This window comes from Burkholderia seminalis DSM 23518 (assembly GCF_902832885.1).
Taxonomy (GTDB): Bacteria; Pseudomonadota; Gammaproteobacteria; order Burkholderiales; family Burkholderiaceae; genus Burkholderia; species Burkholderia seminalis.
In genome coordinates, this window is the sequence record NZ_CADFDK010000007.1 from 327,311 (window position 1) to 343,277 (window position 15,967).

Consider the following 15,967-nt stretch of genomic DNA (forward strand, 5'->3'; position numbering starts at 1 on the left):
GTTAATTCTCGGACACGCGGCCAAGAATGAAGCGTCGTCACCGGAAACGAATCGTGCGGCATTCGTCGATGCGGTGGTCGACGACTGCCTGCGGATGCTCGGCATCGGCACATGACGCACAGTCAACGCGCAGCCATGAAAAAAGGGCGCCCGAGGGCGCCCTTCATGCATCCGGACCGCGGCCTTGAATCAGCCGTCAGTTCGTCCGCGAATTGTGCTTCTGCAGATACGCGATGAGCCCGTCGATCCCGCCCGACGACAGCTGGCTCTTGAACTGCCCCTGGTACACCTGGATCAGCCACGCACCCGACATGTCGATGTCGTAGATCTTCCAGTCGTTGCCGACCTTGCCGAGACGGTAGCCGACCGACTGGCTGTCGCCCGGCGTCGTGACCGTCGACTGCACGAGCGCGTCGGCGCCCGACGCGCCGCCGGCCTTGAACGAGAACTTCGCGTCCTGGCTGCCGAGCTGCGCGAGCGACGCGGCGTAGGTGCGCGTCATCAGCAGCCGGAACTGCTTGTACAGCTCCTGCTGCTGTTGCGGCGTGGCCTGCTTCCACGCATCGCCGACCGCGATGCGGGTCGTGCGCTCGAAGTTGGTCGCGGGCAGGAAGCGCTGCTCGACGACTTGCGAGACCTTCGCCATGTCACCGCCGCGCGCGGCCGGGTCGGCCTTCATCGCATTGACGGTGCCCTCGACCGCATTGCGGACGATGTCGACCGGCGCGCTCTGCGCGAAAGCGGAAACCGACACGGCGGCGGCCGCGAAGAAAGCAAACAGATGACGTTTCATACGGATATCGCACTCGATGGGAAAAAACGACCGGCTCCTTGCATCGGCCGGTGAAGCAAAGTATACCGGGCCCGACGCCCCGGTGCCTCACGGTGACCGACTGTTACCTTTCAGCCGCATTTGTCACAGGCCGCGCGGCCCCGCACCGATTATGTAAATATCCCCATACAAACGAACCGGTCATCGGTACCGATTTCGCCGCCACGAGCAAATCTCCTTCCCGCCCCGAAACCCGCAACGTCACGACCGCCGCCACGCCGCGCCGGTATACTTGGCTACTTTGCCCTTGCCAGCCGCTCCCCACCGCCACATGGTGACATCTCTCATCGTCCGACTCGTCGCATGGTCGGTGCGCCGCCCCGTCTGGGTCGTCGTCCTGTCGCTCGTCATCGCCGCCGTCAGCGGCGTCTACGTCGCGCAGCATTTCAAGATCAACACCGACATCAGCAAGCTCGTCGATGCCGAGCCGCAATGGGCCGCACTCGGGCAGGCCGTCGACAAGGCGTTCCCGCAACGCAACGGCACGATCCTCGCGGTCGTCGAGGCACCCGCGCCCGAATTCGCGACTGCCGCCGCGCATGCGCTGACCGAAGCACTGCGGAAGGACGCGGCCGCCGGCCGCATCGGCCAGGTCGCCGAGCCCGGCGGCGGGCCGTTCTTCGAGCACAACGGCCTGCTGTTCCTGTCGCCGCAGGAAGTCGCCGATACGACGTCGCAGCTCGCGAGCGCGCGCCCGCTCGTCAACGAACTCGCGAAGAACCCGAGCCTGACCGGGCTCGCCACCACACTGGCCACCACGCTCGGCCAGCCGCTGCTGACGGGCCAGGTGAAACTGCCCGCGATGGCGAAGCTGCTCGCGCGCAGCGCGGCGACGGTCGACGACGTGCTGGCCGGCAAGCCGGCCGCGTTCTCGTGGCGCGCGCTGGTCGACAACGATGCCGCGCGGCTGCCCGCGCGCGCGTTCGTCACCGTGCAGCCGGTGGTCAACTACGGCGCGCTGAAGGCCGGCGCGGAAACGAGCCAGGTGATCCGCGACGCGGCCCGTTCGCTCGACCTCGAGAAGCGCTACGGCGCGGCCGTGCGCCTGACCGGCGAGCAGCCGCTCGCCGACGACGAATTCGCGTCGGTCGAAGACGGCGCCGCACTCAACGGCGTGCTCACGCTGCTCGCCGTGCTCGTGATCCTGTGGCTGGCGCTGCGCTCGAAGCGGATGATCGGCTCGGTGCTCGTCACGCTGTTCGTCGGTCTCGTCGTGACCGCCGCGCTCGGCCTCGCGATGGTCGGTTCGCTGAACATGATCTCGGTCGCGTTCATGGTGCTGTTCGTCGGCCTCGGCGTCGACTTCTCGATCCAGTACGGCGTGAAGTACCGCGAGGAACGCTTCCGGGATCCGCGCATCGATCACGCGCTGATCGGCGCCGCGCACTCGATGGGCATGCCGCTCGCGCTGGCCACCGCGGCCGTCGCCGCGAGCTTCTTCTCGTTCATCCCCACGGCTTATCGCGGCGTGTCCGAACTCGGGCTGATCGCGGGCGTCGGGATGTTCGTCGCGCTGCTGACCACGCTCACGCTGCTGCCCGCGCTGCTGCGCCTGTTCGCGCCGCCGGGCGAATCGAAGACGCCGGGCTTCCCGTGGCTCGCGCCGGTCGACGACTACCTCGATCGTCATCGCAAGCCGATCCTGATCGGCACGCTCGCGGTCGTGATCGGCGCGCTGCCGCTGCTCGCGTTCCTGCACTTCGACTTCAACCCGCTGCACCTGAAGGATCCGAACAGCGAATCGATGGCGACGCTGCTCGCGCTGAAGGATTCGCCGGAAGCCGCGGTCAACGATGTCACGCTGCTCGCGCCGTCGCTCGCCGAAGCCGACGCGGCCGCGAAGCGCCTCGACACGCTGCCCGAAGTCGGCCGCACGACCACGCTGTCGACCTTCATCCCCGCCGACCAGCCGGCCAAGCGCGCGGCGATCGCCGCGGCCGCGAGCGACCTGCTGCCGGCGCTGACGCAGCCGGCCGCGCCGCCCGCGACCGATGCGCAGCGCGTGGCCGCGCTCAAGCGCGTGTCGGACTTGCTCGGCTACGCGGCCGAAGATCACCCGGGCCCCGGCGCGGCCGCCGCGCAGCACCTGTCCGCGTCGCTCGCGAAGCTCGCGGCGGCCGACAGCGCGACGCGCGACCGCGCCGAGCGCGCGTTCGCCGACACGCTGCGCATCGCGCTCAACCAGCTCGCGTCGCTGCTGCAGCCGCAGGACATCACGCGCGAATCGCTGCCGCCGCAACTCGTGCGCGACTGGGTCGCGCCGGACGGCCACGCGCTCGTGCAGATCTCGCCGAAGGTGCCGAAGGGCGTCGATCCGAACGACGACACGATGCTGCGCCGTTTCGCGAAGGCGGTGAAGGCCGCGGAACCGGGCGCGACCGGCGGGCCGATCTCGATCCTGCATTCGGCCGACACGATCATCAACGCGTTCCTGCACGCGGCGCTGTGGTCGATCATCTCGATCACGATCCTGCTGTGGATCACGCTGCGCCGTTTCGGCGACGTGCTGCGCACGCTGGTGCCGCTGCTCGTGTCGGGCATCGTGACGCTCGAGATGTGCGTCGTGCTCGGCATGTCGCTCAACTTCGCGAACATCATCGCGCTGCCGCTGATGCTCGGCGTCGGCGTCGCGTTCAAGGTGTATTTCGTGATGGCATGGCGCGCGGGGCAGACGGGGTTGCTGCACTCGAGCCTCACGCATGCCGTGCTGTTCAGCGCCGCGACGACGGCGACCGCATTCGGCAGCCTGTGGCTGTCACACCATCCGGGCACGTCGAGCATGGGCAAGCTGCTCGCGCTGGCCCTGACCTGCACGCTGATCGGCGCCGTGGTGTTCCAGCCCGTCCTGATGGGCAAACCGCGCGTCAAACGTGCCAAGAACCAATCGCAAGGAATCAATGAATAAGGTGCGAATCATTGCGGCGACCGTCGCCGCCAGCGCGATGCTGTCCGGCTGCGCGACGGGACCGAACCGCAATCCCGACGACCCGCTCGAGCCGATGAACCGGGCGATGTACAAGTTCAACGACACGGTCGACACGAACATCGCCCAGCCGATCGCGAAGGGGTACCAGAAGGTCACGCCGACGCCGGTGCGGACCGCGATCAGCAACTTCTTCTCGAACCTCGGCGATCTCGGCAACATGGCGAACAACCTGCTGCAGTTGCGCATCACCGATGCGACGCAGGATCTGATGCGCGTGGCGATGAACTCGCTGTTCGGCGTCGCCGGCCTGATCGACATCGCGACGCCGGCCGGGCTGCCGAAGCATCACCAGGATTTCGGGTTGACGATGGCGCGCTGGGGCATGCCGTCCGGCCCGTACCTCGTGCTGCCCGTGTTCGGGCCGAGCACGGTCCGCGACGGCGTCGGCCGCGCGGTCGACGTGCGCTTCAACCTGCTGAACTACATCGAGCCGGCCGCGCGCAACCCGATGTACATCGCGCAGTTCATCAGCGCGCGTTCGGACCTGCTCGGCGCGACCGACCTGCTGAAGCAGGCCGCGCTCGATCCGTATTCGTTCGTGCGCGACGCATACCTGCAGCAGCGCAAGTCGCTGACGTACCGCAGCCAGTCGTCGTCGGCCGCGCTGCCGACCTACAACGAGCCGGGTGAAGCCGGCGCCGTGCCGGCCGCGACGCCGGCCGTGCCGGGGCTGCCGAACTACGAGGATCCGGGCGATGCGGGCGGCGCATCGGGCGCCTCGCCGAACCCCGCGCCGGCTGCGCCGGGGTTGCCGCAGTACGACGACCCGGGCGCGGACAATGCGATGCCCGCGAGCGCGCCTGCCGCGGCGTCGGCCGTGGTACCGGCGGCGACCGTGCCGGCTGCTCCGACGGCACCCGCAAGCAGTCCGGCCGCGCAGTAACGCCGCACCGGCGGCCGCGCAAGGACAAAGAGCGCTGCATCACGCAGCGCTCTTTTTTTGTCCGTACGAAACGGAGAATCCGGGAGGAGGGGAGACAGCCGCGGCGCGGGCCGCTCAGACGATCCGCATCGCGCCCGTCCGCTCGAACGCGTGCCGCGCCTGGATCAGCGTCGTACGCGCCGCGCGCGCGTCGCTGGCGACCTGCAGCAGCGGGCCGAGCTGCGACGGCTGCTTCAGCAGTTCACGCAGGATCGGCAGGATCGCCGTGCTGCCGTCGTCGCGCAGGCCGGCCGTCGCCGCGCGCGGCAGCGTGCGCCACGCCGGATCGACGATCGCGCGGCACACCGCGAACGGCACGCCGCGCGCCGCCGCGAAGGCCGCCGCGATGTGCGACTCCATGTCGACGGCCAGTGCGCCCTTCGCGTGGTGCAGCGACGTCTTCTCCTGTTCGCTGACGACCGGCGCGCCGACGGCCGCGATCGTGCCGCGCGTGACACGCGCCCACACCGGCGTGTCGTGCAGCGAGGCGACGAGCCGCGTACTCCAGCCCGCGTCGGTCTCCACACGGCCGAACGGCCCGTCGATCGCGTTCGCGATCACGAGCGCGCCGGGCGCCAGATCGGGCGAGAGCCCGCCGGCCGTACCGAAGCTGACGATGCCCGCGCAACCGCGCGCGGTCGCGTCGGCCAGCGCGCGTTCGAGCCGGTCGGCCCGCGCGGCAAACACGGCCTCGACGCCGTCGCCGCGCGCGATGCGCGCCTCGAACGCCATCCCCGTCACCGCGATGACGGGCAATGCGCCGTTGTGTCGTGACACGCCCACGCGTTACATCCCGACCGTGACGCGCGTCGCGTTGTCGCGCTTCAGGTTGCGGTAGCGCGCGAGCGCCCACAGCGGGAAGAACTTGCGATAGCCGTGGTAGCGCAGGTAGAACACGCGCGGGAAACCCGTCGCCGTGAAGCGCGTCTCGTCCCACAGGCCTTCTTCGTTCTGCTGCGCGATCAGGTAGTCGACCCCGCGCGCAACGGCCGGGTGGTTCACTTCGCCGGCCGCCATCAGGCCGAGCAACGCCCAGGCCGTCTGCGACGCCGTGCTCGGCGCCTGCTCGAAGCCGCGGTAGTTCAGCTTGTAGCTGTCGCCGTCCTCGCCCCAGCCGCCGTCCTTGTTCTGGATCGACAGCAGCCACTGCGCGCCGCGCTTCATGCGCGGATCGTCCGGCGTCAGGCCGGCCGCGTTCAGCGAGCACAGGGCCGTCCACGTGCCGTACACGTAGTTCATCCCCCAGCGGCCGTACCAGCTGCCGTCCGGTTCCTGTTCCTTCAGCATGTAGTCGAGCGCGCGGCGGGCCGGCTCGCTGTTCAGCGGCGTCTCGCCGAGCTGCGACAGCATCGACAGGCAGCGGCCCGACACGTCGGCCGTCGGCGGATCGAGCAGCGCGCCGTGATCGGAGAACGGGATGTTGTTCAGGTAGTACTGCGTGTTTTCCGGTTCGAACGCCCCCCAGCCGCCGTCGCTGCTCTGCATGCCGACGACCCATTCGCGCGCACGCGCCATCGAATCGCGATAGGTGTCCGACTGCTTGAGCTTCTGCGCGCGATCCATCGCCATCACGACCACGGCCGTATCGTCGACGTCCGGGTAGTGCGCGTTCGCGTACTGGAACGCCCAGCCGCCGGGCCGCACGTGCGGGCGGCGCGAGATCCAGTCGCCGCGCACGTCGAGGATCTGCAGCGGACGCAGCCATTCGAGGCCGCGCAGCACGGCTTCTTCCGCGCGCGCATCGCCCGTCTCGAGCAGCGCATGCGCGGCGAGCGACGTGTCCCACACCGGCGACAGGCACGGCTGGCAATACGCCTCGTCCTCGTGCACGACGAGCAGCTTCTCGACCGACTTGCGCGCGAGCGCGCGGTTCGGATGATCTTCCGCGTAGCCGAGCGCGTCGTACATCATCACCGCGTTGGCCATCGCCGGATAGATCGCGCCGAGGCCGTCCTCGCCGTTCAGGCGCTCGTCGACGAACGACACGGCCTGACGGATCGCGCGTTCGCGCGTATAGCTCGGGAACAGGCCGTCGACCGCGCGCAGCGCATGGTCGACCACACGGAAGAACGCGAACCAGCCGGCGCTTTGGTGGCCCTGGCGCGGCAGCAGCCCGGCGTTGACGGGCGGATCGATGAACAGCTCGTCGATGCGCACGCCGCGCGGGTTCTTCGCGATCGGGCGCTTCGCGTTCAGCACGAGCAGCGGCACGATCACGGTACGCGCCCAATACGACACCTTCGACAGGTGGAACGGGAACCACTGCGGCAGCAGCATGATCTCGACCGGCATCATCGGCACCGCGCGCCACGGAATCGCACCGTACAGCGCGAGCTGGATGCGCGTGAACACGTTCGACATCTCGGCGCCGCCCATCGCGTGGATCGCCTTGCGGGCGCGCTGCATGTGCTCGGCGTTCTCGTCGTCGCCGATCACCTTCAGCGCGAAGTACGCCTTCACGCTCGCGCTGATGTTCGGCGCGCCGTCGGTGAACAGCGGCCAGCCGCCGTCGGCCTGCTGAATCCGGCGCAGATAGTTGCCGATCTTCTGCTCGAGCGCGAGGTTCGGCGTCTCGCCGAGATAGTGGACGAGCAGCACGTATTCGGCGGGAATCGTCGAATCGGCTTCGAGTTCGTAGACCCAGTGTCCGTCCGCTTGCTGTGCGGCCAGCAGCTCGTCGGTCGCACGCGCGACGGCCGCGTCGACGCCGGCCGGCACCGCGCCGGCGGACAGGGTAGCCATTTCGGTGAGATCGTTCATTGGTCCCTCTGTTTATTGCGTCTGGAGCACGTCCGCGGCCAGCTGGCCGGAACGGATCGCGCCCTCGATCGTGGCGGGCAGGCCGGTGGCAATCCAGTCACCCGCGAGCACGAGATTGGTCCAGCGCGTACGCACGGCCGGACGTTTCATTTCCTGCGACGGCACCGCCGCAAAACCCGCGCGCGGCTCGACGACGAGCTGCCACGCGGGGATGGTTTCCGGGTTCGCGCCGGTCACGCGCGCGACGTCTTCCCAGATGCGCCGCGCGAGCGTGTCGCGCGGCGTGTCGAGCCAGCGGCCCGCGTCGCGGATCGTCGCCGCAAGCTGGCCGCCGCCGGTGCGCACCGCATCGACGATGCCGTTCACGACGGCCGTCTGCAGCGGATGGCCGGCTGGAGACTCCACCGCGAAATACGCGGTCACGACCGCGCTGAACGTATCGGGCGCGGTGAGTTCGGGCACCAGCGGCCGCGCGACCTCGGGCGGCACGGCCAGCACCACGGCGTCGCCCGGCGCGAGATCGACGCGCTCGCCGCCGACCGAAACCGCATCGACCGCATTGCCGTGCGCGCCGAATTCGAATGCGTCGAGCCGCGAATTCAGCCGGATCTGCGCGCCGCCGTGCTGCAGCATCCGCAGCGCCGGTTCGACGAATGCGCTGCCGAGCCCGTGGCGCGCGACGAGCGGGCGGCTGCCGGGGCCACCCGCGCCGAACGTGCCGCACAGTGCGGCGCGCGCCAGCTCGGCGCTTGCGTGGCGCGGCTCGACGTTCAGCACACCGAGGAAATACGGCCGCAGCCAACGATCCCACAGCACGCCGTCGCATCGCATCGTCTGGGCGAGCGAGCGGCCCGTGCGCGCGAACGCGAGCGGCGCGAGCGCGAGGTAGTCGAGCGGCGTCGTGCCCGGCGCGCGCGACGCGGCGTCGAACAGCCACGACGGCCAGCGCCCGTCGCCGAAGCGCAGCGTCCAGCGCTGCCGCGATGCGACGTCGACGACTGGACATTCAGGCAGCGCGGGCCCCGCGAGCTGATCGGCCGCGCCGATCGCGCGCAGGTAGCGCTGCGTCGCGGGCTGTCCCGCGAAGACCGTGTGCAATCCGCTGTCGAGCGTCGCGTTCAGCGTCCCGTCGAACCACGAACGGCAGCGGCCGCCTGCGTGTGCGTGCGCGTCGTGCAGCACGATGCGCCGCCCGCGGCGTTGCAGCTCGACCGCGGCCGACAGGCCCGCGAGTCCGGCGCCGATCACGTGGACGGTTCTGGGCATCGACGCGATCGGCTCAGAACAGCGCGTAGCGCGCGGCGATCATCAGCATGCGCGCCTTCGGCTTGCGCAGCGGCGCGCGCGGCGCGGCAAAGCCGCGTGCGATCGCGGCTTCGAGAATGCAGCGATACGCGCCCGACATGATGCGCGGCGCCTTCACCTGTGCACGCGGGCAGGTATCCATCACCGCGTCGGCCTGGCGGAAGTGCTCGAGCGCGCGCTCGACGAGCGTCGCGCACACGCGCGGCAGCGCCGGATCGCGCACGATCGTCGCCGGGTCGGTGATCGCGATGCCTTCGCGCGCGAGCAGTTCGCGCGGCAGGTAGCAGCGGTTGATCGCCGCGTCGTCGTCGATGTCGCGCAGGATGTTCGTCAGTTGCAGCGCGCGGCCGAGGTGGTGCGACAGCTTGATCCCTTCGGCTTCCGGCATCCCGAAAATCCTCACCGACAGCCGGCCGGCGGCGCTCGCCACGCGATCGCAGAAGAGGTCGAGCGTCGGCTCGTCGGGCGCGCAGATATCCTCGACCGCATCCATCGCCATCCCGTCGATCATCGCGTGGAAATCGGCGCGCTGCAGGTTGAACGCGCGGATCTCGCGGTCGAGCGCGACCAGGTGGCGCGGCGGGCGGCCCGCGAAGCACGCGTCGATGTCCGCGCGCCAGCGGTCGAGGCCCGCGTTGCGCTCGGCGCGCGGCAGGTCGCTGTCGGCGATGTCGTCGACCGCGCGGCAGAACGCGTAGACCTGGAACATCGCGTCGCGCTGCACGGCCGGCAGGATGCGCATCGCCAGATAGAAGGAACTGCCCGATGTGACGGCAGCGGCGTCGGTTTCTTGTTCGTCCACGACGGAATGGGAAACGGCCAAGACGAGCTCCACGGAGACACCCACGCGGGGCGATTGAAGAAGCCATGCCCGGCTGGGATGGTCAGGGTGTCAAATGCGTGCGAGATATGCGAACGATCGACACAGACAGGCACAAATTACCGGCCGGAAGCCGGAATTGGGCGAAAGTATAGCAATCTTTGAAGTTCGATGGCGGACACGCGCCAAGCCCGGCGGGGCGCCGGAGGCCGCCGGCAGCCGGGCGCGGCCGGCCCCGGCGGGACCGGGCGCCGGCGGCGGGTCAGCCGTAAACGATGTCGCGCTGCAGATCGAGCGCGATGAGCCCCATTTCACGCGTGAGCTGCAGCATCGAGCGGCGTTCGAGGCGCGAGCCCATGAAGCTCGTCACGCCGCCGTCGGGCTCCGCGGTGAACTGGAACACCGCACCGCCGGTGCCGAACCATGCGCCCGGCACGTCCGGCGATTCCTGCCAGTCGATCTGCTCGAACACGCGCGCGATACCCGCGCGCACCACGTCGCCCGGGCCGATCGGCGGCGCGATGTCGCCCAGGTCGTCGAGCGAATAGGGGCCGGGCTTGTCAGGCTTCCGGTAGAAAAGATAGTCGACGTTCATGGGGCGCAATCGCAAGTAAAGCGACAAAGTAGCGTGCTTCGGCACAAATGCCTATCGGATCCGGACGAAATGTGGCCTGCACGAGACAAAGGGGACGGATCGAGGCCCGTCACGCGATCGCCCTGCGCGTTCGCGTCTGGATGACGGCCGGTTCGTCTAAGATGACACCTTTCTCGAAAAAATACGGACATCATGGAGACGAACGATACCGCCCCCCCGCCGTCCGGCCATCCCGTTTTCGTGCTCGTGCACGGCGCCTGGCACGGCGCCTGGTGTTACGCACACGTCGCGGCGGCGCTGGCCGCGCGCGGCTATCTGTCGATCGCGCGCGACCTGCCCGCGCACGGCATCAATGCCCGCTTTCCCGCGTCGTATCTCGAACGGCCGCTCGACAAGGGTGCGTTCGGCGCCGAACCGTCGCCGGTCGCGAACACGACGCTCGACGATTATGCGACACAGGTGATGCAGGCCGTCGACGACGCCTACGCGCTCGGCCGCGGCAAGGTCGTGCTGGTCGGCCACAGCATGGGCGGCCTCGCGATCACGGCGGCCGCCGAGCGCGCGCCGGAGAAGATCGCGAAGATCGTCTATCTCGCGGCCTTCATGCCGGGCTCGGGCGTGCCGGGCCTCGACTACGTGCGCGCGCCGGAGAACAAGGGCGAGATGCTCGGCCCGCTGATGCTCGCAAGCCCGCGCGTGGCCGGCGCGCTGCGCATCGATCCGCGCAGCGGCGACGCCGCGTATCGCGACACCATGAAACGCGCGCTCTATGAAGACGTGTCGCAGGCCGACTTCGACGCCGTCACGAACCTGATGACCTGCGACGTGCCGGCCGCGCCGTTCGCGACCGCGATCCCGACCACCGCCGCGCGCTGGGGTGCGATCGACCGCCACTACATCAAGTGTCTCGAGGATCGCGTGATCCTGCCCGCGCTGCAGCAGCGCTTCATTGACGAAGCCGACACGCTCGCGCCCGGCAATCCCACCCACGTGCACCAGCTCGACAGCAGCCACTCGCCGTTCGTGTCGCAACCGGCCGTGCTGGCCGGCGTGCTCGCCGACATCGCGAAAAGCTGAGCGAGGGGCGCGCGCGGTCTACGCGTAGGCGACCGAACGATCGCGCCCGAGCCGCTTCACGCGATAGAGCGCGGCGTCGGCCTCGCTGACGAGCACGTCGCTGGTCGGCGCGCCGTTCCTCGCGCATGCGCCGCCGACGCTCGCCGTCACCGGCACGCTGACGCCCTCGGCATCGACCGGCATGCTGCCGATCGCGTCGCGCACCTTGTCGGCCACCCGCATCGCCTCGTCGAGATTCGTGCACGGCAGCAGCAGCGCGAATTCCTCGCCGCCGAAGCGGCCGAACGTATCCTGTCCGCGCACGATCGACGCGACGCGGCGCGCCGTCTCGCGCAGCACGGCGTCGCCCGCCGCATGCCCGAAGCGGTCGTTGATCGTCTTGAAATGGTCGAGATCGAACAGCAGCACCGACAGGTCGCCGCCGTAGCGCTGCCAGCGCGCGAATTCGTCGCCGAGCCGCGCCTCGAAGAAACGCCGGTTCGCGATGCCGGTCAGCCCGTCGCGATTCGCGTGTTCGCGCAGCTTCGCGACGGCTTCCTCGCGCTCGCGCTGCATCACGCTCACATGCGTGACGTCGGAAATCGTCACGCACACGGCCTCGACGTCGCGGCCGCGCGTGAGCGGCATGAACGTGCAGTCCTGCTGCATGTAGTCGACCCCGCCGGTGATCGGGCGGTCATGCTCGAAGCGGAACAGGTAGGGCCGCTGCTCCCACGAACTGAATGCGAAGCTGCCGAGCTGGAACACGCTTTCGAGCTTGCGCGACAGCCACGCGCGCGGCAGGTCCGGAAAGCAGTCGAACAGGTTGCGGCCGATCACGTCGGCCGCCGCAATGCCGCTGTGATCCTGCATGAAGCGGTTCCACATCAGCACGGTCATCGAGCGGTCGAGCACGAACAGCCCGAAGCCGACCCGCTCGATCACGAGGTCGCTCAGCGACGGAACGGCGGCCGTCATAGCGCGGAGAGCAACGCGTCGAGCGCGTCGCCCATCAGCCGGATCGAATCCTCGGCCATCAGCATCACGAAGTGCGCGCGGAACGTGTGGTCCTCGAGCCCGAAGTTCACCTCGAGCAGCAGCGCGACGCTCCACGCGAGCATGTTCGGCTCGAACACGTCGTCGAACGATACGTTCGCGCCGAGCAGCCCCGGCGGGAAGAACACGGGCTTGCGGCCGAGCTCGTCGAGGATCGACGCGACGCACGCGCCCATCAGCACGTTCGCGACGTCGAACACGAGTTCGTCCGGGCTCGCCATCCCGCCGTAGACACCGTCGCCGAACGTGCGGTCGACGACCGACGTGAGCCGCGCGACGCTCGCGCTGCGGCACAGTACGATCGCCTCGCCCTTGATGTCGGAACGGAAGCCCTGGCGCACGGCGGTCACGTTGTCGTGAATGCCCGTCATCTCGCGCAGCGCATTGCCTGCGTCGGCCGCTTTCACGACGCGCACGCGCGGCACCGACAATTCGATGAAGCGCCCGAGCAACAACGCAAGCCGCGCGGCGGCGCGGCCCATTGCCAGGTTGGCGATCTCCTGCAACGCGTCGCGTTGCTCCGCCGTGAACACCGATTCAGGCATACAACCCATACTCCTTGAGAATGGGCAGCAATGCCTCCGACGTCACGGGCTTGGCAACGAATGCGATCGCGCCCAATTCACGCACGCGTGCTTGCGCCTGCGGCTGGATATCGGCGGATACCACGATCACGAACGTGTTCAGATCTTCGTGGCGCAGTGTCTCGAGGACCTGATATCCGCTCATGTCGGGCATCGTCAGGTCCAGAAACATCACGGAAGCTTTGCCGTCACGATAAAGCGCCAAGGCCTCGCGACCATTCGCGGCATACGCGACTTCAACGTCCCAGTCTCCCGGCAGCGCCTTTGTCAGAAGTTTGCGAGCGAGCAGCGAATCGTCGGCAATTACAATCGGCAAAGGCATGGGGCGATGCGGTATACGGAATGGTCTCTCTCGCGTTAACGACCGCGCGGCGCACTTCTTTAGGGGGCCATGCGTTCGGGCGCGGGGCAACCGCCTTGCGGCCGTGCGCGGGTATCGCGACGCGGGTGCGCGCGATGCCCGCGCGGCGGTCGCCGGCGGGCGCATCTATCTGTCATAGGGAAAGCAAGGCGCGATTCTCGGAGTAAACCGGAGGCGATGCAACTCGCCATTTTCACCATTTCGAACAGAATTGGTCCGATCGCCCGTCATTCCGAAAACAGCCGCGATCATTTTCGAGATAAGCACGCAAAATTTTTCCTTGTGTACGTTTGCGCTGCCGGATTCGTCGCGTTTTCAATCTGACAATCTCCCCCTGTCGGAATCGACAGGATCGCGGCGCGGCGGGGCTGCGCGGCCGGCCGCCGCAACTCGTTTATGATGGCAGGCACCTCCGCTTCGCCCGCCTCTTCGATGACGTCCGACCGGCCCGCCGACTCCCACGCTCCCGCCTCCCCGCCCGCCGATGACTGGCAGGACGACGGCGGCTACGCGTCCGGCGCACCCGAACACGATTTCGCGGTCCGCCGCGTGACGCTGATCGTGCTGCTGGTCGCGGCGATCGTGCTGCCGTGCATCTACGTGGTGGTGATGGCGTACAACGACCTGAAGACGCGCGAGGCCGCCGCGAGCGACGTGACGATGCGCACCGTGCGGGTCGCCGAGGAACACGCGCTCAAGGTGTTCGACCTGAGCGAGACGCTCGACGCGCGCATCGTCGACCTCGTGCAGGACATGGACGACGCCACCGTGCGCGACAAGGAGTCCGACATCCACGAAGCGCTGAACACGATCGGCGGCGGCTATCCGCAGGTGGCCGCCGTGTCGATCTTCGGCGCGAGCGGGATGCTGCTCGCCAACAGCCTCTACTACCCGGCGCCGTACGCGTCGATCGCGAACCGCGACGACTTCGCGGGCATCCGCGACGGCAAGGTCATCGAACACATCTCGCGGCTGATGATGGGTCCGCTCAAGCTCGAGAACATTCCGGTGTTCAACACGGGCGTCGCGCGCCGTCATAGCGACGGTTCGTTCGCCGGGATGGTGTCGATCGCGCTGAAGTCGTCGTATTTCAATGCGTTCTATCGCGACCTGCTCGGCGGCGCGAGCACGCCGATGACGATGGCGCTCGCACGCTCGGACGGCGCCGTGATCGCATCGTATCCGCCGCCGCCGTCGCTCGCGCACACCGATCGCTCGGTCACGTTCGGCGACACGCGCAACGATCCGCGCGCGGGCGTCGTGCGCGTGCGCCACGATGGCGCGAGCAGCGAGATCGTCGCGTACCGCCAGGTCGGCAGCTATCCCGTGTACGTGACGTGCGCGTACCGCACGTCGGCGATCTGGCATGAATGGTACGAACACCTGAGCGTGCCGTTCATCTCGATGTTCGCACCGTCGATCGCGCTGTGGTCGGTGATCTGGCTGTCGCTCAAGCGGTTGAAGGCGGAAGAGGAGGCATGGGATCGCTGGCAGGCCGAAGCATCGATGCGGCGTTCGATCGAGTCGGCATACCGGCAGTCGCGCAAGATGCAGGCGCTCGGCAACCTCGTGGGCAGCGTCGCGCACGACTTCAACAACCTGCTGATGATCATCTCGAGCAACGTGCAGATCGCGCGGCGGCGCGGTGTCCAGCATCTCGACAAGGAACTCGGCGCGATCGAGCGCGCGCTGAAGAACGGGCAATCGCTCACGCGCCAGCTGCTCGGCGTCGCGCGCAAGCAGCCGCTGCACAACGAGACGATCGACGTCGGCCAATGGCTCGGCACGTGCCGCGAACTGCTGAAGACGTCGCTCGGTTCGAAGTCGTCGCTGGTCGTCGCGATCGAGCCCGGCGTCTGGCCGATCCGTGTCGACGTCGCGGAACTCGAGCTCGCGGTGATCAATCTCGCCGTCAACGCACGCGACGCCATGGCGGCCGGCGGGCGCTTCACGGTCGGCGCGCGCAACGTGACGCTGCGTCGCGAGGACGGCTTCCCGCTGACCGGCGACTTCGTGCAGATCTCGCTCGACGATACGGGTTCGGGCATGGCGCCCGACGTGCTCGCGCGCGCCTTCGAGCCGCTGTTCACGACCAAGGCGCCGGGGATGGGGACGGGGCTCGGCCTGCCGCAGGTGTTCGCGTTCTGCGAGCGCTCGGGCGGCCTGGCGACGATCGACAGCGCGGTTGGCGCCGGCACGTCGGTGCGCCTCTACCTGCCGCGCGCACGCGCCGAGGACGTCGTCGCGCGGCCGCAGGCCGTCGCGCACGATGCCGGTTCGGGCACGCTCGCCGGCCTGCACGTGCTGCTCGTCGAGGACAACAGCGAGGTCGCGGCCGGCACGGAAGCGCTGCTGTCGCTGCTCGGGCACCGCGTGACCTATGCGCCCACCGCCGACGACGCGTTGCGCCTGATCGAAGGCGCGGCCGCGAACGACGCGTTCGACCTCGTGATTTCGGATATCCACATGCCGGGCCGCCTGAACGGCATCGACCTCGCGGAAGCGGTCGACAAGCGGCCGGGGAAGTTGCCCGTGATTCTCGTCACGGGTTATGCGGAGGAACTCGACCGCACGCGCACCGTCAACGTCCGCGTGCTGTCGAAGCCGTTCGACATCGCGCTGCTCGACGAAATCCTGCTGGGCATCCGTGAGGCGCGCGACGCACGGCACGCCGGCGCGTGACCCGCTGC

Annotated in this window: 13 protein-coding genes; 4 read left to right on the forward strand and 9 right to left on the reverse strand. The window is 68.7% G+C overall.

Annotation, left to right across the window (positions count from 1 at the left end):
• Positions 1–196: 196 nt before the first annotated feature.
• Complete coding sequence (locus HWX00_RS23090; protein WP_175028856.1) at positions 197–793, reverse strand: MlaC/ttg2D family ABC transporter substrate-binding protein; 597 nt, start codon at positions 791–793, stop codon at positions 197–199.
• Between the two features lie 310 nt (positions 794–1,103).
• Here HWX00_RS23090 and hpnN point away from each other — a divergent pair, with 310 nt between their 5' ends.
• A complete protein-coding gene (hpnN, locus tag HWX00_RS23095) occupies positions 1,104–3,737 on the forward strand; it encodes a hopanoid transporter HpnN (RefSeq protein WP_034187566.1) in 2,634 nt (877 codons plus the stop codon).
• Positions 3,730–4,701: an MlaA family lipoprotein gene (locus HWX00_RS23100; protein ID WP_175028855.1), complete on the forward strand. Its 972-nt coding sequence runs from the start codon at positions 3,730–3,732 to the stop codon at positions 4,699–4,701. The genes hpnN and HWX00_RS23100 overlap by 8 nt, the downstream gene beginning before the upstream one ends.
• Positions 4,702–4,815: 114 nt before the next feature.
• Here the strand turns inward: HWX00_RS23100 and HWX00_RS23105 are convergent, their stop codons facing one another.
• The 5 genes from HWX00_RS23105 to HWX00_RS23125 all read right to left on the reverse strand — a co-directional run bounded on the left by HWX00_RS23105 (position 4,816) and on the right by HWX00_RS23125 (position 10,220).
• Entirely contained in the window at positions 4,816–5,472 is a 657-nt protein-coding gene (locus HWX00_RS23105; protein WP_051700964.1) for a phosphorylase, read from the reverse strand.
• Between the two features lie 54 nt (positions 5,473–5,526).
• Positions 5,527–7,500 (reverse strand): squalene--hopene cyclase, encoded by a 1,974-nt coding sequence (shc, locus tag HWX00_RS23110; RefSeq protein ID WP_175028854.1) that lies wholly within the window; start codon positions 7,498–7,500, stop codon positions 5,527–5,529.
• 12 nt (positions 7,501–7,512) lie between these two features.
• Positions 7,513–8,766 carry a hydroxysqualene dehydroxylase HpnE gene (gene hpnE / locus HWX00_RS23115; RefSeq protein ID WP_059559269.1) on the reverse strand — a complete coding sequence of 418 codons (1,254 nt, stop codon included), beginning with the start codon at positions 8,764–8,766 and terminating at the stop codon, positions 7,513–7,515.
• A gap of 13 nt (positions 8,767–8,779) precedes the next feature.
• The gene (hpnD, locus tag HWX00_RS23120; RefSeq protein WP_034187562.1) at positions 8,780–9,628 is read right to left on the reverse strand and encodes a presqualene diphosphate synthase HpnD; all 849 of its coding nucleotides are present in this window, start codon (positions 9,626–9,628) and stop codon (positions 8,780–8,782) included.
• A 259-nt stretch (positions 9,629–9,887) separates the two neighbouring features.
• Positions 9,888–10,220 (reverse strand): hypothetical protein, encoded by a 333-nt coding sequence (locus tag HWX00_RS23125; protein ID WP_034187561.1) that lies wholly within the window; start codon positions 10,218–10,220, stop codon positions 9,888–9,890.
• Positions 10,221–10,412: 192 nt separating this feature from the next.
• Here HWX00_RS23125 and HWX00_RS23130 point away from each other — a divergent pair, with 192 nt between their 5' ends.
• Positions 10,413–11,297 (forward strand): alpha/beta fold hydrolase, encoded by an 885-nt coding sequence (locus HWX00_RS23130; protein WP_059559272.1) that lies wholly within the window; start codon positions 10,413–10,415, stop codon positions 11,295–11,297.
• Positions 11,298–11,315: 18 nt separating this feature from the next.
• Here the strand turns inward: HWX00_RS23130 and HWX00_RS23135 are convergent, their stop codons facing one another.
• From HWX00_RS23135 to HWX00_RS23145, 3 genes are read right to left on the reverse strand one after another with little or no spacing between them, the layout of a single operon-like run.
• Positions 11,316–12,254 carry a GGDEF domain-containing protein gene (locus HWX00_RS23135; RefSeq protein WP_175028853.1) on the reverse strand — a complete coding sequence of 313 codons (939 nt, stop codon included), beginning with the start codon at positions 12,252–12,254 and terminating at the stop codon, positions 11,316–11,318.
• Positions 12,251–12,877 (reverse strand): chemotaxis protein CheC, encoded by a 627-nt coding sequence (locus tag HWX00_RS23140; RefSeq protein WP_034187558.1) that lies wholly within the window; start codon positions 12,875–12,877, stop codon positions 12,251–12,253. The genes HWX00_RS23135 and HWX00_RS23140 overlap by 4 nt, the downstream gene beginning before the upstream one ends.
• The gene (locus tag HWX00_RS23145) at positions 12,870–13,238 is read right to left on the reverse strand and encodes a response regulator (RefSeq protein ID WP_034187557.1); all 369 of its coding nucleotides are present in this window, start codon (positions 13,236–13,238) and stop codon (positions 12,870–12,872) included. The genes HWX00_RS23140 and HWX00_RS23145 overlap by 8 nt, the downstream gene beginning before the upstream one ends.
• A gap of 471 nt (positions 13,239–13,709) precedes the next feature.
• Here HWX00_RS23145 and HWX00_RS23150 point away from each other — a divergent pair, with 471 nt between their 5' ends.
• On the forward strand, positions 13,710–15,959 hold the full coding sequence (locus HWX00_RS23150) for a hybrid sensor histidine kinase/response regulator (protein ID WP_175028852.1): 2,250 nt from the start codon (positions 13,710–13,712) through the stop codon (positions 15,957–15,959).
• The last annotated feature ends 8 nt before the right edge of the window (positions 15,960–15,967 follow it).